20 protein-coding genes are annotated in these 20,600 nt (G+C 66.5%); 11 read left to right on the top strand and 9 right to left on the bottom strand.

Annotation, left to right across the window (positions count from 1 at the left end; genetic code table 11):
* Window positions 1–4: 4 nt before the first annotated feature.
* The 3 genes from ACVOKU_RS16955 to ACVOKU_RS16945 all read left to right on the top strand — a co-directional run bounded on the left by ACVOKU_RS16955 (window position 5) and on the right by ACVOKU_RS16945 (window position 3,751).
* Window positions 5–2,203, top strand: a complete 2,199-nt coding sequence (locus ACVOKU_RS16955) for a hypothetical protein (RefSeq protein WP_481560454.1) — start codon at window positions 5–7, stop codon at window positions 2,201–2,203.
* Window positions 2,204–2,264: 61 nt separating this feature from the next.
* Complete coding sequence (locus tag ACVOKU_RS16950; RefSeq protein ID WP_262101494.1) at window positions 2,265–2,612, top strand: EamA family transporter; 348 nt, start codon at window positions 2,265–2,267, stop codon at window positions 2,610–2,612.
* Window positions 2,613–2,614: 2 nt separating this feature from the next.
* Window positions 2,615–3,751, top strand: a complete 1,137-nt coding sequence (locus tag ACVOKU_RS16945) for a glycosyltransferase family 4 protein (RefSeq protein WP_481560453.1) — start codon at window positions 2,615–2,617, stop codon at window positions 3,749–3,751.
* 109 nt (window positions 3,752–3,860) lie between these two features.
* Here the strand turns inward: ACVOKU_RS16945 and ACVOKU_RS16940 are convergent, their stop codons facing one another.
* The 5 genes from ACVOKU_RS16940 to ACVOKU_RS16920 form a co-directional block, all read right to left on the bottom strand.
* The gene (locus tag ACVOKU_RS16940; RefSeq protein ID WP_481560452.1) at window positions 3,861–5,291 is read right to left on the bottom strand and encodes a UbiA family prenyltransferase; all 1,431 of its coding nucleotides are present in this window, start codon (window positions 5,289–5,291) and stop codon (window positions 3,861–3,863) included.
* Between the two features lie 3 nt (window positions 5,292–5,294).
* Window positions 5,295–6,704, bottom strand: coding sequence for a mannose-1-phosphate guanylyltransferase/mannose-6-phosphate isomerase (locus ACVOKU_RS16935; RefSeq protein ID WP_065175349.1), 1,410 nt, complete (start codon window positions 6,702–6,704; stop codon window positions 5,295–5,297).
* A gap of 14 nt (window positions 6,705–6,718) precedes the next feature.
* Complete coding sequence (locus ACVOKU_RS16930; RefSeq protein WP_053516973.1) at window positions 6,719–8,077, bottom strand: phosphohexomutase domain-containing protein; 1,359 nt, start codon at window positions 8,075–8,077, stop codon at window positions 6,719–6,721.
* Window positions 8,078–8,220: 143 nt separating this feature from the next.
* Complete coding sequence (locus ACVOKU_RS16925; RefSeq protein ID WP_481560451.1) at window positions 8,221–9,162, bottom strand: electron transfer flavoprotein subunit alpha/FixB family protein; 942 nt, start codon at window positions 9,160–9,162, stop codon at window positions 8,221–8,223.
* Window positions 9,162–9,908 carry an electron transfer flavoprotein subunit beta/FixA family protein gene (locus tag ACVOKU_RS16920; RefSeq protein WP_481560450.1) on the bottom strand — a complete coding sequence of 249 codons (747 nt, stop codon included), beginning with the start codon at window positions 9,906–9,908 and terminating at the stop codon, window positions 9,162–9,164. Before ACVOKU_RS16920 ends, ACVOKU_RS16925 begins: the two co-directional genes overlap by 1 nt.
* Before the next feature lie 261 nt (window positions 9,909–10,169).
* Between ACVOKU_RS16920 and rfbB the strand changes: the two genes are divergently transcribed.
* From rfbB to ACVOKU_RS16885, 7 genes are all read left to right on the top strand, one after another.
* Window positions 10,170–11,225: a dTDP-glucose 4,6-dehydratase gene (gene rfbB / locus ACVOKU_RS16915; RefSeq protein ID WP_128988228.1), complete on the top strand. Its 1,056-nt coding sequence runs from the start codon at window positions 10,170–10,172 to the stop codon at window positions 11,223–11,225.
* Between the two features lie 13 nt (window positions 11,226–11,238).
* On the top strand, window positions 11,239–12,126 hold the full coding sequence (rfbA, locus tag ACVOKU_RS16910; protein ID WP_481560449.1) for a glucose-1-phosphate thymidylyltransferase RfbA: 888 nt from the start codon (window positions 11,239–11,241) through the stop codon (window positions 12,124–12,126).
* Window positions 12,123–12,680, top strand: coding sequence for a dTDP-4-dehydrorhamnose 3,5-epimerase (rfbC, locus tag ACVOKU_RS16905; protein WP_481560448.1), 558 nt, complete (start codon window positions 12,123–12,125; stop codon window positions 12,678–12,680). Before rfbA ends, rfbC begins: the two co-directional genes overlap by 4 nt.
* Window positions 12,677–13,576 (top strand): dTDP-4-dehydrorhamnose reductase, encoded by a 900-nt coding sequence (gene rfbD, locus ACVOKU_RS16900; protein ID WP_065175346.1) that lies wholly within the window; start codon window positions 12,677–12,679, stop codon window positions 13,574–13,576. Before rfbC ends, rfbD begins: the two co-directional genes overlap by 4 nt.
* A 90-nt stretch (window positions 13,577–13,666) precedes the next feature.
* Window positions 13,667–14,398, top strand: a complete 732-nt coding sequence (locus tag ACVOKU_RS16895; RefSeq protein ID WP_053516964.1) for a CoA transferase subunit A — start codon at window positions 13,667–13,669, stop codon at window positions 14,396–14,398.
* 1 nt (window position 14,399) lies between these two features.
* Complete coding sequence (locus tag ACVOKU_RS16890) at window positions 14,400–15,032, top strand: CoA transferase subunit B (RefSeq protein WP_053516963.1); 633 nt, start codon at window positions 14,400–14,402, stop codon at window positions 15,030–15,032.
* Window positions 15,033–15,080: 48 nt separating this feature from the next.
* Window positions 15,081–15,668, top strand: a complete 588-nt coding sequence (locus ACVOKU_RS16885; RefSeq protein ID WP_481560447.1) for an alpha-ketoglutarate-dependent dioxygenase AlkB family protein — start codon at window positions 15,081–15,083, stop codon at window positions 15,666–15,668.
* An 8-nt stretch (window positions 15,669–15,676) separates the two neighbouring features.
* Here the strand turns inward: ACVOKU_RS16885 and ACVOKU_RS16880 are convergent, their stop codons facing one another.
* The 4 genes from ACVOKU_RS16880 to ACVOKU_RS16865 are packed head-to-tail and all read right to left on the bottom strand — an operon-like array spanning window position 15,677 to window position 19,195.
* The gene (locus ACVOKU_RS16880; protein WP_481560446.1) at window positions 15,677–16,318 is read right to left on the bottom strand and encodes an ABC-type transport auxiliary lipoprotein family protein; all 642 of its coding nucleotides are present in this window, start codon (window positions 16,316–16,318) and stop codon (window positions 15,677–15,679) included.
* Window positions 16,315–17,241, bottom strand: a complete 927-nt coding sequence (locus ACVOKU_RS16875; RefSeq protein WP_053516959.1) for an MlaD family protein — start codon at window positions 17,239–17,241, stop codon at window positions 16,315–16,317. The genes ACVOKU_RS16880 and ACVOKU_RS16875 overlap by 4 nt, the downstream gene beginning before the upstream one ends.
* A 3-nt stretch (window positions 17,242–17,244) precedes the next feature.
* Complete coding sequence (locus tag ACVOKU_RS16870) at window positions 17,245–18,072, bottom strand: ABC transporter ATP-binding protein (RefSeq protein WP_340044714.1); 828 nt, start codon at window positions 18,070–18,072, stop codon at window positions 17,245–17,247.
* A 1-nt stretch (window position 18,073) separates the two neighbouring features.
* The gene (locus ACVOKU_RS16865; protein WP_053516957.1) at window positions 18,074–19,195 is read right to left on the bottom strand and encodes an ABC transporter permease; all 1,122 of its coding nucleotides are present in this window, start codon (window positions 19,193–19,195) and stop codon (window positions 18,074–18,076) included.
* Window positions 19,196–19,287: 92 nt separating this feature from the next.
* Between ACVOKU_RS16865 and ACVOKU_RS16860 the strand changes: the two genes are divergently transcribed.
* Window positions 19,288–20,547, top strand: a complete 1,260-nt coding sequence (locus ACVOKU_RS16860; protein ID WP_065182498.1) for a threonine/serine exporter family protein — start codon at window positions 19,288–19,290, stop codon at window positions 20,545–20,547.
* Window positions 20,548–20,600: the final 53 nt, after the last annotated feature.

Here is a 20,600-nt window from a genome sequence, read left to right as displayed (position 1 = left end):
GGCGATGTGTCTTGCTGTCATCGGCAGCTCGACTCTGCTGGCCGTCGCCGGCATCCGCGTGAGCCCGCATCTGCGGCGGATCGGGCCGGTCCAGGCGTTGCTGCTTGCGAGCGTGTGCGTACTGGCTCTGTTGATGAATGCCAATGCGTGGCTGCCCGGCTACGTGGTGTTTCCCTGTTTCCTGATCAGCGGGGCCGTGGGAGCCCTCGTGGCGCTTCGCCGTGGCTTCGCCGATCCGCTCGCCCATGCGTCGATCTGGGCGTTCACGATCAGTCTGCTTGCGGGCGTTCTGCTGGTCGCATGGTGGAATCTCATGTTCGCCTCCCGGCATCTGTGGATGCTTGAAGGCACCAACCACGATCTGGTGTTCTTCTACGGCGGTGCCAAATGGGCCATGCAACACCCGCTCTGGGTCGAGCAGGCCACGGTGGCCCGCGAGTGGGCGCTGGGGCAATGCGGTCAGGGCATGCAGTTCATCGGCAACGGCTGCATCGTGCAGCGCAATGGGGCGTACAGCCTGTTGGCACTGGCGTCCAGCTTCGTGCCGGAGGCAGGCCCAAACCAGGTGCGGGCGATGATCGGCACCGCCGCACTGTTCCCGGTGCTCGGCATGCTGCCCTCGATGGCAGGCCGCTTCGGCGGCGCGCGTCGCTGGCCGCGGGGAACCGCGGTGGCCTTCCTGCTGTCGGTGCTGTGCATGCTGGGTACCGGCATGATGCTTGCGGTGGTCAACGAGAACATCGGTACGGCAATGGCGGGCGCCCTGCTGATGATGATCGTGCTATGGGCACTTACGCCGATGCAGTCGCTGGGTGCAAAGTGGATCATGCTGGGTGCAGCCGCGGGCTGTACCGGCATGGCATACGGCGAAGCGGCGGTGCATGCGTGCATGATCGTGGCCCTGGCCGTACTGGTGACGGCCATGTGGCTGCGTTCCTGGCGGGTGTTCCTGCTGGGCGGCCTGCTGGCGATGCTGGCTTGCGCGATCGTCCTCAACCGGATGCTGCCCGAGCTGATGGCATCCTATGCCCAGGTCAGTGGCATCGTCGCGCAGTCGTCGTGGCCCAGCTGGTACATCCGGCAGCCCTTCTGGGGCTGGTGGCTGTCGGCTCCCTTCGCCGGCCTGTTGATGACCGGCGAACCTGCCGTGAATCCGGAAGCCATCATGCTCGGGCTGCTGCTGATGGCGTCCACTGCATGGCTTTCCATCCGGGAAGGACGCTGGCGGTTCTTCGTCGGCTTGCTGGCAGCCAGCATGGTGCTGGTTGCCTATGTGCAGAGCCATGGCTATCAGTACGGCGAGCACAAGCTGGTGCAGGTGCTCGGGCCGGCATGGGTGGCGCTGTTGAGCTGGCTTCTGCTGCGCCATGCGCGCCGTCGCGGCCGCACAGGTGTGGTACTGCTGCTGATGGCGACGCTGGGGGCCCTGTCGGCAGCCTACGCCGTGCGTTCGCGATCGATCCTGGTCTCGCATGTGCCTTCGGGTATCACCCATGCCCTCTCGGAAGCGATCAGGCTGCCGCAGAAGGGAGATGAGGTCGTCATCGACACGTCCGGGGTCAACGGGCCGGAGCGCTACGTCAAGCAGGACTTTGCTGTGCTGGAGCTGCATCGGCGCGGAGTGCGCGCGCGCATTGCCGACCGTGGCGACGCTCCGGTGGGGTACAGCGATGCCCTGTTCAATGACAGCCTGCGCGCTGCCGAATCACCCGATTGGCTGCTGGTACTCAGGCAGCCCGGTACGGGCCCAGCGCTGCCGCCGGGCACTGCCCCGCTCCTGGAAGATCCCACATTCGCATTGTTCTCGCTGCAGTCCGGTCAGTTGCCGCTGGCCCAGGCGGGTACGGGCTGGCACACCTGCGAACAGGATCACTGCTGGACCCGCGGCGCCTTCAGCCTTGAAACCTTCGTGCCCAAAGGATGTGCGGGCGCACGACTGCAGGTTGATCTGGATCTGCTGCAGCCACCCGCCGAGGGACGTATCCATGTGACCGTCAACGGTGTGGAAGCAGCAACCGTCGACGGGCACCAGGGCGAGGTCAGTCTGCCGCTGGCCGGCGGCAGCTCGGTGGTCGTCCTCGCGCCGGATTGGCCGGTTGCGTCGCCGCAGGCGTTGGGTCTATCAACCGATCCCCGGCCTCTGTTCGCCAACGTGTCCCACGCCCGCATCAGCTGCGGCGTGCCTGCCGAGCCGGCAGAATGACGGTCTCCGCAATCACCCATCGAACAGCGTCGGGCCACGGCCACGGCGCAAGAGGTCTCCCATGCAACTCCTGATCGTCTTCGGCCTGGTCATCCTGGGCGCCTGTGGAACCGTCCTCCTGAAGGTCGGGGCAGGGCGTGTCACCTATTCCGACGGCATCCTGCCTATGCTGTCGTCTGCGTTCAACCTGCCACTGGTGACCGGCTTCATCCTGCAGATGATCCCGCTGGTGTCGTGGGTGGTGCTGCTCAAGTACATGCCACTGACCAAGCTGCAGCCGATGATCGCCCTGACCTACGTGGTGACACCGGTGCTTGCCGTGCTGTTCCTGGGCGAGCACATCGGCCCACTGCGCATGGCCGGCATCGGCCTGATCGTGCTGGGCGTGGTACTGGTGAGCGCGAGCTGAGCATGAAGATCCTGATCGTCCTGACCTACTACACGCCCTACATGAGCGGGGTGACTGAATTCGCGCGGATGCTCGCCGAGGACCTGGCCCATCGCCACGAGGTCACCGTGCTCACCACCCAGCACGATGCGTCCCTGCCGGTGGAAGAGGCCATCAACGGCGTGCGCGTGGTGCGCGCACCGGTGTTCGCCCGCATGCACAAGGGCGTCCTGAGCTGGAAGTTCATCACCTGGTTCCGGCGACTGGCGCGGCAGTATGATGTGGTCAACCTGCATATGCCGATGCTGGAATCGGGCCTGCTGTCATTGCTGGTCCCTGCCCGCAAGCTGGTGGTGAACTACCAGTGCGACATGGCCGTGGTGGGGGGACTGCTGGACCGGCTGGCGGTGAACGTGACCCGTGTGTCCTGCTGGCTGGCCACGCGGCGGGCCCGTGATGTCGGGGTACTCACCCACGATTACGCGAGCTCCTCGGCCTGGTTGTCCGGTATCCGCCACAAGCAGCATGAAGTGCTGGCGCCGATGAAGGCGATGCCCTGGCAGGATCGCCCGGCGAGTACCGACGGGGTGTTCCGCTTTGGTTTCGTGGGCCGCTTCGTCGCCGAGAAAGGCCTGCCTGTCCTGCTGGAGGCCTTCAGCCAGGTCCATGCCCTGCATGGCGACCGCGTCCGCTTGGTGCTGGTGGGGGACACCCACAACATCGCCGGCGGCGGCATCATGGATGCCATCCACGGCAGCATCGCCGCGCTGGGGGATGCGGTCGACGTGCGCGGTCGCGTCAGCGAACAGGAACTGCAGGCGTTCTATGCGCAGCTTGATGTGCTGGTACTGCCCAGCGTCAACCGCTATGAAGCGTTCGGCATGGTGCAGCTGGAGGCGATGCTCAGTGGTTCACGGGTGATCGCGTCGAACCTGCCGGGCGTGCGCACCATCGTGCAGAACACCTGCAATGGCGAAGTGGTGCCGGTCGGCGATGCACCGGCACTGGCGGCAGCGATGCTGCGCCTGATGGCCAGCCGCGATGCGGCAAGCCGTGCCGAGGTACGGGCACAGGCACTGCAGGCCTATCCGCTGCGGCGCTTCTACGATCTGCAGGAAGCCATGCTGCTCGATCGCACCGGACCCGAGCGTCCGGCCTGATCCGACCTGGCCGGGTTGCCACCGCTGCCTGCGGGCAGCGATGGCACCGTGATTCCCCGCGCTCGAATGACGGGCTGCGCGCCGGTGGCGCAGCGGTGAGGTGCCTGAGTCAGATCGCCGCCAGTACCGACAGGCCACCCACCAGCACCGTGATCAGGCTGCCGGGATCCTTCACTGCGAACACGACCGGGTCGTCGTGCATCTGTCCACGGTGGGCCAGCAGCCAGGTGCGGCAGATCCAGTAGAGCAGGACCGGGCACAGCAGCCACAGGAACAGCGGATGCCCGTAGAGCTCCTGGCTTTCCGGCGCGTTGATGTACAGGCACAGCACCAGTACCGACGCCATGCCCGACGCGGTACCCAGGGCCTGTACCAGTCCCAGGTCCTCGACATGGTAGCCACGCCCGCTGGGCTTCTCCTTGCCGCTGGCCAGCGTCATGCGCAGTTCGGTGTAGCGCTTGAGCATGGCCAGGCTGAGGAAGATGAACATCGAGAAGGTCAGCAGCCAGAACGACAGCGTGACGTCGATCGCCGCGGCACCGCCGACGATGCGGATGGTGTAGAGCGCGGCCAGCATCACCACATCGATCATCACCACCTGCTTCATCCGCAGCGAATAGGCCAGGGTGAGGCAGAAATAGGTGGCCAGTACCAGCAGGAATGCAGGGGCGACAATGGCCGCCAGCAGGAAGCCGGCCAGGGTCAGTACCGGCGTGGCCAGCAGCCCCGAACGCAGATCCAGCCGGCCACAGGCGAACGGGCGCTTGCGCTTGCGCGGATGCTGCCGGTCCGAGTCGAGGTCCAGCAGATCATTGAACAGATACACGCCGGATGCGCACAGCCCGAAGGCGATGAATGCCAGCACCGCGTTGAGCGTGGTCTCCAGCTCCAGGAAACGATGACTCGCCAGCAACGGCACGAACACCAACACGTTCTTCAGCCACTGGTGGACACGCATCGCCTTGAGCCAGGCGCGTGGGCCGCCGCCTTCGCGGGGCCAGTGTGCGGCCAGTTCCGAACAGTGCGCCGCAGCGCGGGCGACGCCGGCACCGGCGTTGACCACCCAGGCCGAGTGCGCGTGCTTCCAGATGGCCAGATCGACCCGGGCGTTGCCCATGTAGTCGAAACCGCGCTCGCCGAACTGCTCCACCAGCAGATCGGCCTTGCGATGGCCGGCAAGATTGGTGTGTCCATCGCTGCAGAACACGTCGTCGAACACGCCCAGATGGCGCGCGATCGGCTCGACCAGTGCGGCGTCCGATGCCGTGCACAGGACCCGCCTGCGATCACTGCTGGTCCGCAGCAGTTCGACCACGCGCGGGTCGTACGGCAGCAGTGCCGGATCGCCGGCACCGTGCACCGCCAGCTGGTGCTTCAGGTGGGCCTTGCCACGCAGCAGCCAGAACGGCAGCAAGAACAGCATCCAGGGCTGCCGTGCCAGCATCCTCAGGAAGGTCTCGTACAACAGGTCACTGCGCAGCAGGGTGCCGTCCAGATCAACACACAACGGCCTCGAACGGCCGGCACCCGAAGCACTCACCGATCAGCCTCCCGCGCGGCCGTACTGGTCTTCGAAACGAACGATATCGTCCTCGCCCAGGTAGCTGCCCGACTGCACTTCGATCAACTCCAGCGGCAGCTTGCCCGGGTTCTTCAGGCGATGGGTGACGCCCAACGGGATGTACGTGCTCTGGTTTTCCGACAGCAGGATGACCTCGTCGCCCCGGGTCACCTCGGCCGTGCCGCTGACCACGATCCAGTGCTCGGCGCGGTGGTGATGCATCTGCAGGCTCAGGGTCGCGCCCGGCTTGACGGTGATGCGCTTGACCTGGAAGCGGTCGCCATTGTCGATGGAATCGTAGGCGCCCCACGGACGGTACACCTTGCGGTGCGCGGCAGCTTCACTGCGGCCCTCACGCTTGATCCGGCCGACAATCTCCTTCACGTCCTGCACGCGGTCCTTGTGGCCGACGAACACGGCGTCGTCGGTCTCCACGACCACCACGTCCTGCAGGCCGACCATCGCGATCAGACGGTTGCCATAGGCATAGCTGTCCTTGCAGTCCAGGGCGATGACATCGCCATGGCAGGCGTTGCCGTCGGCATCCTTGTCGGACACTTCCCACAATGCCGACCACGAGCCGACGTCATTCCATTCCGCGTCGAGCGGTACGACGGCGGCATCGGCGGTCTTTTCCATCACCGCGTAGTCGATCGAGTCGTTCGGGCTGGCAGCGAAGGCCTCGGCGTCGAGGCGGATGAAGTCGTTGTCGCGTGCGGCCTTGTCGAGCGCATTGCGGCAGGCGGCGAGGATCGCCGGCTGCAGCGTCTCCAGTTCCTTCAGGTAGCGCGAGGCCTTGAACAGGAACATGCCGCTGTTCCAGAAGTACTCGCCGGATGCCACGTACTGTTCGGCGGTAGCCAGGTCGGGCTTCTCGACGAAGCGGTCGACGGCACGCACGCCTTCACCCGTGGCGGCCTTGATGTAGCCGTAGCCGGTCTCCGGCGCCGTCGGCACGATGCCGAAGGTGACCAGCTTGCCGGATTCGGCCGCGACGGCGGCCTGCTTGACCGCGGCATGGAACGCCGCCTCGTTGCGAACCACGTGGTCCGACGGCAGCACCAGCAGCAGCGCGTCATCGCCGGCCGACAGTGCCTGCAGCGCGGCGATGGCGATCGCCGGCGCGGTGTTGCGGCCGACCGGCTCGAGGATCAGCGCCTGCGGCAGCACCTTGCATTCGCGCAGCTGCTCGGCCGCCATGAAACGGTGTTCCTGGTTGGCGACCACGATCGGTGCCGCGCCGGCAATCGACGCAACGCGCTTCCAGGTCGCCTGCAGCATCGTGTCGTTGCCGACCAGCGGCAGGAACTGCTTCGGATACGCTTCGCGCGACAGCGGCCACAGACGCGTGCCAGAGCCGCCGGAAAGAATGACGGGAACGATGGGATTCATGGTGCGTCCTTCGGTTAATGGTTTGCCGGCGTGCCGCCGATCAGGGCGGTCAGCTCGGCGATGCGTTCGCGCAGCAGGGCGTCATCGCCACGGGTTTCGATGTTCAGGCGCAGCAGCGGCTCGGTGTTGGAGCTGCGCAGGTTGAAGCGCCAGTCGGCGAAATCCGCGCTGACGCCATCGGTGTGGTCCAGTACCGGCTGCTGTTGCTGGAAATGCGCCAGCACGCGCGCCACGGTCGCCTTGGCATCATCGACACGGAAGTTGATCTCGCCGCTGCACGGATAGGCCTTCATGCGATCGGCCACCAGCTCGCCCAGTGACTTGCCGGTCGTGGACACCAGCTGCGCGATCAGCAGCCACGGGATCATGCCCGAGTCGCAGTAGGCGAACTCGCGGAAGTAATGGTGGGCGCTCATCTCGCCGCCGTAGATGGCATCTTCGGCACGCATGCGCTCCTTGATGAACGCATGCCCGGTCTTGCTCATGATCGGCACGCCGCCGGCCTGCTCGACCATTTCCACGGTGTTCCAGGTCAGGCGCGGGTCGTGGATGATCTTGCCGCCCGCCTGGCGGGCCAGCAGCGCCGTCGCCAGCAGCCCGACCAGGTAGTAGCCCTCGATGAAGTTGCCGTCGGCGTCGAAGAAGAAGCAGCGATCGAAATCGCCGTCCCAGGCGATGCCGAAATCTGCACCGTGCGCGCGCACGGCATCGCGCGTTGCCGCACGGTTCTCCGGCAGCAGCGGATTGGGGATGCCATTCGGGAAACTGCCATCGGCCTCGTGCTGGATGCGGATGAACTCGAACGGCAGGTGCGGCGCCAGTTCGTCGATCACCAGGCCAGCGCCACCGTTGCCGGGGTTGGTGACGATCTTCAGCGGCTTCAGGCCGGCCACGTCGACGTAGCCGAGCAGGTGCTGGATGTAGGCGGACTTGTCGGTGTCCTGGCGGACCTCGCCCTGGCCGGTTCCCAGCGGTGCCTCCGAGGCGGCGAAGTCGCGGATGTCGAACAGGCCGGTATCGCCGCTGATCGGCTTGGACTCCTCGCGCACCAGCTTCATCCCGTTGTAGTCCATCGGGTTGTGGCTGGCGGTGACCATGATGCCGCCGGCGGCCTTGCGGTGGAAGGTCTGGAAATAGACCTCCTCGGTACCGCACATGCCGATATCGATGACATCGCGGCCGCTGGCGGTCAGGCCTTCGATGGCGGCCTGCAGGAGGGCAGGGCTGCTCAGGCGGATATCGTGTCCCACCACCACCGGTCCCGGGCCCAGCAACGCGGCAGTGCCGGCGCCGATGCGGCGGGCAAGGCGTTCATCCAGTTCATCCGGAACGCGGCCACGGATGTCATAGGCCTTGAAACACGGGAGCGTCATCAATGCAGTCCTTACACGGGTTGACCCCGGATTATAGCGACAGGCACTGCAAGGACGGGTGAGCCAGGCCAGCGTCCCTGCGGGCCCCAGAAGGAAGGGAATGCCGCGTAACCTGTTGATTACGCGGCACCCCGGGCGGGCGCTCAGCCCAGCGCGGCCTCGAGTTCCGGCAGGATCGTGAACAGATCCCCGACCAGGCCGATATCGGCAACCTCGAAGATCGGCGCATCGCCGTCCTTGTTGATCGCCACGATCGTGCCGGCATCCTTGATGCCGGTCAGGTGCTGGATCGCACCGCTGATGCCGACGGCTACGTACAGCTCCGGCGCGATGATCTTGCCGGTCTGGCCGACCTGCAGGTCGCTGGGCACGTAGCCGGCATCGACGGCGGCGCGCGAGGCGCCGACGGCGGCGCCGAGCTTGTCGGCCAGCTGGAAGACGACCTTGAAGTTCTCTTCCGAGCCGACACCACGGCCACCGGAGACCACGCGCTTGGCGCTCTGCAGGTCCGGACGGTCGCTGGCACCGGCGGCCAGGCCGACGAAACGGGTGTGGGTCGGCAGTGCCGCATCCACGCTGGCCGCTTCGATCGCAGCGCTGCCGCCCTGCGCGGCTTCCGGCCACGACGCGGCACGCACGGTGGCGACCACGACCTGGTCGGCCGGGGCTTCCACAGTGATGATGGCGTTGCCGGCGTAGATCGGGCGCTTGAAGGTGTGGCTGCCTTCCACGGCCATCAGGTCGGAGACCTGGTTGACACCCAGCAGGGCGGCCACGCACGGCATCAGGTCCTTGCCGAAGGTGGTGGACGGGCCGAACACGTGGCTGTAGCCCTTGGCCAGCTGTGCGATCTGCGGCGCCAGCACCTGGGCCAGGGCCTGTGCGTTGGCGGCGTTGGCCACGGTCAGGACCTTGGCGACGCCGGCGATCCTGGCGGCCTCGGCGGCGACGGCCGTCGGGTCGGCGGCCAGCACCACCACGTCGATGCTGGCACCGCTGATCGCGGCGGCGGCGCTGACGGTCTTGGCGGTAGCGGCGTTGAGCTTGCCGTCGTGGTGCTCGGCGATGACGAGAATCTTGCTCATTACAGCAACCCCTTCTGCTTGAGTGCGGCCACCAGTTCGGCCGCGTCCTTGACCATTACACCCTTGCTGCGCTTGGACGGCGCAGCGTACCGGGTGGTCTTGAAGGTGTCGGCGGCTTCAACGCCGAGGTCGGCCAGCTGCAGGGTTTCCAGCGGCTTGGCCTTGGCCTTCATGATGTCCGGCAGCTTGATGAAGCGCGGCTCGTTCAGGCGCAGGTCGGTGGTGATCACCGCCGGCAGATCCACTTCCAGCGTTTCCAGGCCGGCGTCGACCTCACGGGTCACCGTGGCCTTGCCATCGGCGATGTCCAGCTTGCTGGCGAAGGTCGCCTGCGGGCGGCCCCAGAGCGTGGCCAGCATCTGCCCGGTCTGGTTGGCGTCATCGTCGATGGCCTGCTTGCCGAGGATCACCAGGTCCGGCTGCTCCTTCTCGACCAGCTTGAGCAGGGTGCGCGCGGCGGTCAGCGGCTGGATGGACTGGTCGGTGACCACGTGCACGGCACGGTTGGCGCCCATGGCCAGGCCGTTGCGCAGATGCGCCTGGGCGTCGGCCGGGGCGATGGTGGCCACCACCACCTCCGTGGCGATGCCCTTGTCGCGCAGGCGCAGGGCTTCTTCCAGGGCGATTTCATCGAAAGGATTGGGAGACAGCTTGACGCCGTCGGTGACCACGCCGGAACCGTCCGGCTTGACCTGAATGCGGACGTTGTAGTCCACCACGCGCTTGTATGCGACGAGGATTTTCATCTGGTACGGGGTCCTTCAGTAACAGGGAGAACGTCCGGTCCTGACAGCAACCGGTTCGGGGGTGGGATCCCGATTCTAGCTGGCTTGGGGCAACCATGCGAATGCGTATGGTTGTGCTGCGGTGCGGAAACAATGCAACGCCGATGCCGGGTGCCGTTCACCTGCGGCACGCAGTCCGGGAGGAAGCCCGATGTATGCTGTGGCGCTTCGCAGGCTGCCGTCGGGCGCCGCAGTTGAATCAACAACACAGGAGAACAGGTAGTGCCTACATGGATTGTCACCGGCGGCGCCGGGTTCATTGGCGGCAATTTCGTCCTCGAGGCCGTGGCCCGTGGCGTCAAGGTCGTCAATCTCGATGCACTGACCTACGCCGGCAACCTGCAGACGCTGTCCAGCCTGGAAGGCAACCCGGACCACGTGTTCGTGCACGGCGACATCGGCGATCGTGAGCGGGTCGCCCGCCTGCTCGCCGAGCATCAGCCCGATGCGGTGCTGAACTTCGCGGCCGAGAGCCACGTCGACCGCTCCATCGATGGCCCCGGTGCCTTCATCCAGACCAATGTGGTGGGGACCCTGGGCCTGCTCGAAGCGGTGCGCGATTACTGGAAGGCGTTGCCGGCCGAGCGCGGCGCGGCCTTCCGCTTCCTGCATGTGTCCACCGACGAGGTGTATGGCACGCTGGGCGAGACCGGCGCGTTCAGCGAGACCACCCCGTACGCGCCGAACTCGCCGTACTCGGCGTCCAAGGCCGCGTCCGATCATCTGGTGCGTGCGTTCCACCACACCTACGGGCTGCCGGTGCTGACCACCAACTGCTCCAACAACTACGGCCCCTACCACTTCCCGGAAAAGCTCATTCCGCTGGTGATCGCCAAGGCGCTGGCCGGCGAACCGCTGCCGGTCTACGGCGACGGCAGGCAGGTGCGTGACTGGCTGTTCGTGTCCGATCACTGCGAGGCGATCCGCACCGTGCTGGCCAAGGGCCGGGTGGGCGAGACCTACAATGTGGGCGGCAATTCGGAACGGCAGAACATCGAGGTGGTGCATGCGATCTGCGCTCTGCTGGACCAGCGCCGTCCGCGCGCTGACGGGCAGCCGCGCAGCAGCCAGATCACCCATGTGGCCGATCGGCCCGGCCATGACCGTCGCTACGCGATCGACGCCAGCAAGCTGAAGAACGAGCTCGGCTGGCAGCCGGCCTACACCTTCGAACAGGGCATCGCCTTCACCGTCGACTGGTACCTGGAAAACCAGGAATGGGTCAACGGCGTGCTCGATGGCAGCTACCGCCTGCAGCGCATCGGCACTGCCGCCTAATTCGGGAGACACCATGACCCAACGCAAAGGCATCATCCTCGCCGGCGGATCCGGCACCCGGCTGTATCCGATCACCAAGGGCGTCAGCAAGCAGCTGTTGCCCGTGTACGACAAGCCGATGATCTACTACCCGCTCAGCGTGCTGATGCTGGCCGGCATCCGGGAAGTGCTGATCATCAACACCCCGCATGAGCAGGCCCTGTTCCAGCAGCTGCTGGGTGATGGCTCGCAGTGGGGCATGGACATCCAGTACGCCGTGCAGCCCAGTCCGGATGGCCTGGCGCAGGCGTATCTGATCGGCCGCGAGTTCGTCGCCGGCAAGCCCAGCTGCCTGGTGCTTGGCGACAACATCTTCCATGGCCACGGCCTGCGCGACGTACTCCGGCGTGCTGATGCCCGCACCGATGGCGCGACCGTGTTCGGCTACTGGGTCAACGATCCCGAGCGTTACGGCGTGGCCGAATTCGACAAGGCCGGCCGGGTTGTCGGCCTGGTCGAAAAGCCGCAGAACCCGCGTTCCAATTACGCGGTCACCGGCCTGTATTTCTATGATGGCAACGCCAGCGATTATGCGGCCGAGCTGAGGCCTTCGCCGCGCGGCGAGCTGGAAATCACCGATCTCAACCAGCGCTATCTCGGTGCGGGCAGCCTGCATCTGGAGGCGCTGGGGCGTGGCTATGCATGGCTGGACACCGGCACTCACCAGTCGCTGCTGGAAGCGTCCAACTTCATCGAGACCATCCAGACGCGCCAGGGCCTGCAGGTCTGCTGTCCGGAAGAAGTGGCGTTCGGGCAGGGCTGGATCAATGCCGAGCAGCTGGAAGCGCTGGCCGCTCCGTTGATCAAGAATGGCTACGGCCAGTACCTGCACAAACTTGCATTGCGTGGAGTGGTTCCGTGAAAGTGATTGAAACCCGGTTGCCGGGATGCGTGGTGATTGAACCGGCGGTGTTCGGTGACGAGCGCGGCTTCTTCTTCGAGGGCTGGAATGCGGCGCGATTCGGCCAGCTGGGCCTGCCCGACCGCTTCGTGCAGAGCAATGTCTCCTCATCGAGCAAGGGCGTGCTGCGCGGCCTGCATTACCAGTGGCCGAGACCGCAGGGCAAGCTGGTGAGCGTGCTGGAAGGCGAGGTGTACGACGTGGCCGTCGATATCCGCCGCGGATCGCCCACCTTCGGCCAATGGGAAGCAGTGGTGCTGAGCGCGCAGAACAAGCGCCAGTTCTGGATTCCGGAAGGCTTCGCGCACGGGTTTGCCGTGCTGTCCGACACCGCGCTGTTCCACTACCTGTGCACCGATGTGTACGTGAAGGAAGTCGATGCCGGGGTGCGCTGGAACGACGCGGACATCGCCGTGGACTGGCCGGTGGGCGCGCCGACCCTCTCGCCCAAGGACGAACATGCGCCGTTCCTGAAGGACATCGCCGAGGAACGTCTGCCGGTCTTCGCGCCATGACGGTTCTCGTGCTGGGTGGCAACGGCCAGGTCGGCCAGGAGCTGCTGCGCGCGCTGGCGCCGTTGGGGCCGGTGGTCGCCACCACCCGCAGTGGCCGGCTGCCCGATGGCAGCCCCTGCGAGACGGCGGACTTCGGCCAGCCCGCGAGCCTGCCGGCGCTGCTGGATCGCGTGCAGCCATCGGTGGTGGTCAATGCGGCGGCCTATACCGCCGTGGATCGCGCCGAGCAGGACATCGAGGCCGCCTTCGCCGCCAATGCGCAGGCCCCGGGCGTAATCGCGCGCTGGTGCCAGGCGCAGGGCGTGCCGTTCGTGCATTACTCCACCGACTACGTGTTCGACGGCGAAGGTTCCGCGCCCTATCGCGAGGACGAGCCGACCGCGCCGCTGGGTGTGTATGGCACCAGCAAGCGCGATGGCGAAGACGCCGTGCGCGCTGCCGGTGGCCGCCACCTGATCTTCCGTACCGCATGGGTGTATGCCGAGCACGGCGCGAACTTCCTGCGCACGATGCTGCGCCTGGGCGCAGAGCGCGACCATCTGCGTGTGGTGGCCGACCAGATCGGCACGCCGACGCCGGCTGCGCTGATCGCCGATGTCACCGCGCTCGCGCTGCAGCATCCTGCCGCGCTCTCCGGTACCTGGCACCTCACCGCCAGTGGCCAGACCAGCTGGCACGGCTTCGCTGAAGCGATCTTCGCCGAAGCGCTGGCAACCGGTGTCCTGCACAGGGTGCCGGTGGTTGAAGCGATTCCGGGTGCCGAGTATCCGACCCCGGCGCGGCGGCCGGCCTGGTCGGTGCTGGACAACAGGGCCCTGCAGCAGGCGCTGGGCATCGTGCTGCCGCCGTGGCAGGACGGCCTGAAGCAGGTCATGGCCGCGATCGCGCGCGGCTGAGGGCACGCTGCAATTGCTGCGGCGCATCCCAGCCGGATGCGGGTGTGCCGCTAGAATGCGGGCATCCTTACCGTGTGGGACAGCAAAGCGATGGACAAGTCCAATACCGGCGGCAAGCGCAGCAAGCGCTATGCCAGCGCGGCCCAGGCGCTGGAGGGCGTGGTCGCCGATGGCCAGACGCTGGCCGTCGGCGGCTTCGGCCTGTGTGGCATACCCGAGGCGCTGATCGCAGCGTTGCGCGACAGTGGAGTCAAGGGCCTGACCGTGATCTCCAACAATGCCGGTGTCGATGGCTTCGGCCTGGGGCAGCTGCTGGAAACACGCCAGATCAGCAGGATGATTTCCTCGTACGTGGGCGAGAACAAGGAGTTCGAGCGCCAGTTCCTGGCCGGTGAGCTGGAGCTGGAATTCAATCCACAGGGCACCTTGGCCGAGCGCCTGCGTGCCGGCGGCGCCGGAATTCCTGCCTTCTTCACTGCCACCGGCTACGGCACGGTGGTGGCCGAAGGCAAGGAGACCCGCGAATTCGACGGCAGGCACTATGTGCTGGAAACCGCGCTGCGTGCCGACGTTGCCCTGGTGAAGGCGTGGAAGGCCGACGAAGCCGGCAACCTGGTGTTCCGCAAGACCGCGCGCAATTTCAATCCTGCCTGCGCGATGGCCGGCAAGGTGTGCATCGCCGAAGTGGAAGAGGTGGTGCCGGTCGGTGCGATCGATCCGGACCAGGTGCATCTGCCGGGCATCTATGTGCATCGCATCGTGCACAACGCGCATCCTGAAAAGCGAATCGAGCAGCGCACCGTGCGTGCGGAGGGCAACTGACATGGCGTGGACCCGCGATGAGATGGCGGCCCGCGCCGCCCGCGAACTGACCGACGGTGCCTATGTGAACCTGGGCATCGGCCTGCCGACCCTGGTCGCCAATCACATTCCCGAAGGCGTGGACGTGTGGCTGCAATCCGAGAACGGCCTGCTTGGCATCGGCCCGTTCCCGACCGAAGCCGAGGTCGATGCCGACCTGATCAACGCCGGCAAGCAGACCGTGACCGCGCGCGCCGGTGCCAGCTACTTCGGCAGCCATGACAGTTTCGCCATGATCCGTGGCGGCCACATCAACCTGGCCATTCTTGGCGCGATGCAGGTGACCGACAAGGGCGACCTGGCGAACTGGATGGTGCCCGGCAAGATGGTCAAGGGCATGGGCGGCGCGATGGACCTGGTGGCCGGCGTGCAGCGCGTGGTGGTGCTGATGGAGCACACCGCGAAGAACGGCGAGCACAAGGTGCTGGCCGAATGCACGCTGCCGTTGACCGGCGTGGGCGTGGTCGACCGCATCATCACCGATCTGGCTGTGTTCGACGTGACCGATGCCGGTCTGGTGCTGGTGGAGACCGCGCCGGGGGTTGGCGAGGACGAACTGAAGGAAAAGACCGGCGTGCCGTTCCGGCGTGCCTGAGTCCGGCGGGGCGGCCTCGTGCCGCCCCGACACTGCCTGGCGATCCCGATGCTGTTTCCACACGAGCTGCCCGATGCCGACGTCCGTCATGTTCCGGGCTGGCTGCTGCCGGATCGGGCGGATGCGCTGCAGCGGACACTGCGCGAACAGGTGGCCTGGGATGTGCACCGCATCCGGATGTTTGGTCACTGGGTGGATTCGCCGCGGCTGAGCAGTTGGATCGGCGATCCGCAGGCGCGCTACCGGTATTCCGGCGCCGAGTTCGTCCCGCGGCCCTGGCTGCCGGCTTTGCAGGCGCTGCGCGTGCGATTGCAGGAAGAGGGTATTGGCCGGTTCAACAGCGTGCTGCTCAATCGATACCGCGATGGTGGCGATTACATGGGGTGGCACAGCGACGACGAACCCGAACTGGGCCCGGCGCCGGTGATCGCTTCACTGAGCCTGGGTGCAGCGCGGCGTTTCCTGCTGCGACGGCGCGACGAGCCGGCACGCAAGGCGGAGTTCCTGCTGGGCCATGGCGATCTGCTGTTGATGGCCGGCAGCACCCAGCGTTTCTATCAGCACGCGTTGCCGAAGATGGCGCGGGCCCAGGGCGAGCGGATCAACCTGACATTCCGCTGGATCACGCCGCGCTGAGCGAGGGATCAGCGCGGTGCTGCGGCGCTGTCGTTCTGCCCGCTGAGCAGCGTCCAGCCGACCACGTCCTGCGCGATCTGCTGCAGGCCACGCTCGAACGCCGCCGCAACCGCCGGCACATCGGTACTGCCAACGGGCTGCGCCTGGCGGAAGGTGCGATCAGCAACCACGCGCTGGTCGGCCACGTGGATCAGCTTGGCATTGAGTTCGATCACCACCGTCGGCGTGGTCTGGCCCTGGTAGTCCGACTCGAAACGACGGATGTCCGTGGACAGCTTGTAATCGGCGCGGATACCGGCGGCGGTGCGGGCCACGCCGTTGATGCGGCCGGAGTCCTCGAAACCGCGCAGCAGGGTGTCCTCGATCATGTCGGTGGCCGGCTGGGCCCAGCTGGCGCCCCTGTAGATCTCCAGCTCCGATGGCGTGGGACGCACGTTGATGCGCGGGCTGTCGACCATGCGCGCTGCGCTGGGTTTGGCCAGCACCAGCTGCCAGGCGACCTGGGGCCAGCTGGGATCGACCTTCACCTGCACGGCAGGCGAGTACAGGGTGACGGGATTCTTGTCGCCGCTGCCGAGGATCGAGCAGCCCGACAGCAGCGCCAGGGCCAGGCCTGGCAGCAGCAGGCGTGGGAAGAGGGTCGGGCTCATTTGGGTTCGAACTCCTTCGGGGCATCGCGGCCGAGCAGATAGCGCGCGGGGTTGTTCTCGAGGCGGTCGCTGACCCGGCGCAGGTCGCGGATCAGGCCGCGCAGTTCGGTCAGGGTCGGGCCCAGCTGGCCCAGCCCGTCATTGGCGAAGCTGTTGATCGCGGCGCGGTTCTCGCCAAGGATTGAATCGGCGTTGCCGGCAGCCGAATCGAGCTTGACCAGGGTGGCGTCGAGCTTGTCGATGATGCCCGGCAGCTGCTGCACCAGGTTCCTGTCGAGGCGCTCGATGGTGCCGTTGGTGGTCTTCAGCGTGGTGTCCAGGCTGCGTGCGGCATCGCGCGCGCTGAGCAGCAGCGCCTGCGTGCCCTGGTCGCGGTCGGCCAGCCCGCCGCTGATGGTTTCCAGGTTGGCCAGGGTCGCGTTGATCGACGCCACGTTGCGATCGCTGAGGATCTGGTCCATGCGCTCGACGATGCGGTTGGCCACATCGGTAATGTTCTGCAGTGCCGAAGGCGTGGTCGGGATGATCGGCGCCGGGTCCTTGTTGACCGTGGTCAGTGCCGGCGACTGCGGCGTGCCACCGCTGAGCTGGATGATCGACGGACCGGTCAGGCTGGTGATCGCCAGCTTGGCACGGGTATCGGTCTTCACCGGCGTGGTGGAGTTCAGGCGGATGCGCGCCACCACCTGGCGCGGATCATCCGGTACCAGGTTCAGCTCGATGATCGAGCCGACCGCGATGCCGTTGTACTGCACCGGGCTGCCGACCGACAGGCCGGTCACCGCCTCGCGGAACACCACGCGGTATTCCTGCCAGGTGCGGTCGGATGAGTACTTGGCCGCCCACAGGCCGAAGGCCAGCAGGGCCAGGCCGGTGATCAGGGTGAACGCGCCGATCAGCACGTAGTTGGCTTTGGTTTCCATGGCTCAGGCACTCTCGATCTGTTCGCCACGCGCGGCACGCGCACGTGGTCCGTGGAAGTATTCCTGGATCCACGGATGATCCAGTTTCTCGATTTCCGCAAGCGGTGCGTTGGCGATCACCTTGTGGTCGGCCAGCACGGCGACGCGGTCGCAGATGGCGTACAGCGTGTCCAGGTCATGGGTGATCAGGAACACGGTCAGGCCCAGCGCTTCCTGCAGGGTCTTGATCAGCCGGTCGAAGGCCGCCGCGCCGATCGGGTCCAGGCCGGCGGTCGGTTCGTCCAGAAACAGCAGCGGCGGGTCCAGTGCCAGCGCGCGGGCCAGGCCGGCACGCTTGCGCATGCCGCCGGACAGCTGCGAGGGCAGCTTGTTGATCGCATCGGCGGGCAGGCCGGCCAGCTTCACCTTCAGCAGTGCCAGCTCGTAGTGCCAGCGTTCGGGAAGGTCGCGATGATGCTCCTTCAGCGGAACCTGCACGTTCTCGCCGACGGTCAGCGAGGAGAACAGCGCGCCATCCTGGAACAGCACGCCGGTGTTGCGCTCGATATGCAGCCGGCTTTCGGCATCGTCGGCACGCGCATCGCGGCCGAGCACTTCGATCTGTCCTTCATCCGGCACGCGCAGGCCCAGGATCGAGCGCATCAGCACGGACTTGCCGGTGCCCGAGCCGCCGACGACGCCGAGGATCTCGCCGCGCCGCACGTCCAGGTCGAGGTCCTCGTGGACGGTCTGGCTGCCGAAGCGGTTGACCAGCCCACGCACGCGGATGGCCAGGTCGTGGCCATCGTCATCACGCATCTCGAAACTGCCGGAGTCGGAGGTCGTGTTCATGTCACCAGTCCATGTGCATGAACCACAACGCCGCGAAGGCGTCGATGATGATCACCAGCGAGATGGTCTGCACCACGCTGGATGTGGTGCGCTCGCCGACCGACTGTGCGGTGCCGGTGACCTTCAGGCCCTCCAGGCAGCCGATCAGGCCGATCACCACCGCGAAGACGGGCGCCTTGGACAGACCGACCAGCATGTGCCGCACCTCCATCGTGTCGTGCATCCGCGCGATGTACATCTGCGGCGGAATGTCCAGATCGAACGCGCCGACCGTGATGCCGCCGGCCAGGCCGGCAATCATCGCGATGAAGGTCAGCAGCGGCAGGGTCACCAGCAGCGCGAACAGGCGCGGCAGTACCAGCAGGTCGATCGGGTCCAGCCCCAGCGTGCGCATCGCATCGATCTCCTCGCGGGCCTTCATCGCGCCGATCTGCGCGGTGAACGCGCTTGCCGTGCGGCCGGCCAGCACGATCGCGGTCAGCAGCACGGCGAACTCGCGCAGGAAGGCGATGTTGACCAGCTCGACCACGTAGATCTCCGCGCCGAAGTCGCGCAGGATGGTCGAGCCTAGGAACGCGATCACCGCACCGACCAGGTAGGACAGCAGCGCCACCAGCGGCACGGCGTCCAGGCCCACCTGTTCCATCTGATGCACGGTGGCGGTGAGGCGGAAGCGCCGCGGCTGCTTGACCAGGCGAGCGGTCTTGACCATCGCCTCGCCGAGGAAGCTGGCCAGGGCCACGATGTTGTGGCCGGTGCCATGCATGCTGACGCCCAGCCGTTCCAGCGCGGCCAGCACGCCGAAGTCGCGCTTGGGCTTGGGCCGGTCGTCGGCCACTTCCTCGATGGTGCACACCAGTGCCTGGTGATCCGGCCGGAACTGCAGCGCATCCTCACCGAGGTCGGCGCGATGGGCCACGCGCAACAGCTGCAGTACGCCGGCCGAATCGAGCTGCTCGATGCCCGTGGCGTCAATGCCGGTCAGTTTGTCGGGAACGGCGCGCAGCACCTCGGCCGCGGCCAGCGCGGTCTTCAAGGTCCAGTGGCCGGACAGGCGGATCAGCCCGGGGTCGTGGGCGTCCTGTTCGAGCTGGGGGGCGAGGTTCTGGGTCACATGGGCCATTCGGGTCGCAGCATAACCGTTCTGTATTGTGCTTCGCGTTGAACCAGGATGAATTCCTCCGGTGGGGCCCGGCCTAGGTAATACTACGGCGCATGTCCGCAGACGCTCACACGATCCCCACGCCCCAGGCCACCTACGCGCAGCGCGTGGCCTTCGTTTCCGAGATCGCCGGCCGCCTCCACAGCTACGGCACCACGGCCCAGCGTCTGGAAACGGCCGTGGTCGCACTGGCAAAACAGCTCGATCTCGATTGTGAACCGTGGTCTAACCCCACCGGCATCATCCTCAGTTTCAGCGATCCGGCCCAGGCGATCGGCTCCAGCGACATCACCCGCGTGATCCGCCTGGCACCGGGCGAGAACGACCTGCACAAGCTCAGTGTCGCCGACCGGATCGCCGAGGAAGTGGCCAACGGGCGGATGAGCATCGCGCAGGGGCACACCGCGCTGCGTCAGCTGGACAAGGATCCCGGCCGTCGCGGCAAGCTCCGCACCATCCTCTCGTTCACGCTCGGCGCGGCCGGCGTCGCCGGCATGTGGAAGCTGCCCTGGCTGGACATCGCCACCGCCGGTGTCATCGGCCTGATGATCGGCCTGCTCGGCATGGTCACCGACCGTCGCCCGGCGACCCGCGAGGCCGCCGAGGCGCTGGCCGCGCTGCTGGCCGGCCTGGTTGCCACCCTGATCGCTTCGTTTGTCGGCGCGCTCAACCTCAACACGGTGATCATCGCCTCGCTGGTGGTGTTGCTGCCCGGCATGTCGCTGACCAACGCGGTCAACGAACTGGCCAGCCAGCACTGGGTGTCAGGCACCGCGCGGTTTGCCGGTGCGCTGACCACGATCATGAAACTGAGCGTCGGCGCGATGATCGCGGTGACCCTGGCCGATGTGCTGGGCCTGGACCCGGTGATCCGTGCCTCGCGACCGCAGGGGCCGTGGGTGGAGTGGGGGTCGCTGCTGACCGCGGCCTTCGCCTTCGCGATGCTGTTCAAGGCCAGCCGTCGCGATTATCCCTGGGTGATTGCCGCGTCCGTGGCCGGCTATGCCATTTCCAAGTTTGGCGGGCACGCCTGGGGGGCACCGGCGGGCATCTTCCTGTCGGCGATGGTGCTGACCGCCGGCGGCAACCTGTTCGGTCGGCTGGCCGGGCGTCCGGGTGCGATCATCCGCCTGCCGGGCATCATCATGATGGTCCCTGGCAGCACCAGCCTGCGTGGCGTGCTGACGCTCGTCCAGCAGCAGGATGTCGGTGCCGGCCAGAGCGTGTTCCTGACCGTGCTCAACGTGGTGATGGCGCTGGTGGCGGGCCTGCTGTTCGGCAACCTGTTGATGCCGGCGCGCAAGACGTTGTGATGGAATGGAGAACGCCGGCTTGCGCCGGCGTTCTCCATTCTTTCCGATCCGGC

This window comes from Stenotrophomonas sp. STEN147 (assembly GCF_056757995.1).
Note: the sequence above shows the minus strand (reverse complement) of the source record. Positions and strands in the feature narration are given on the sequence as shown.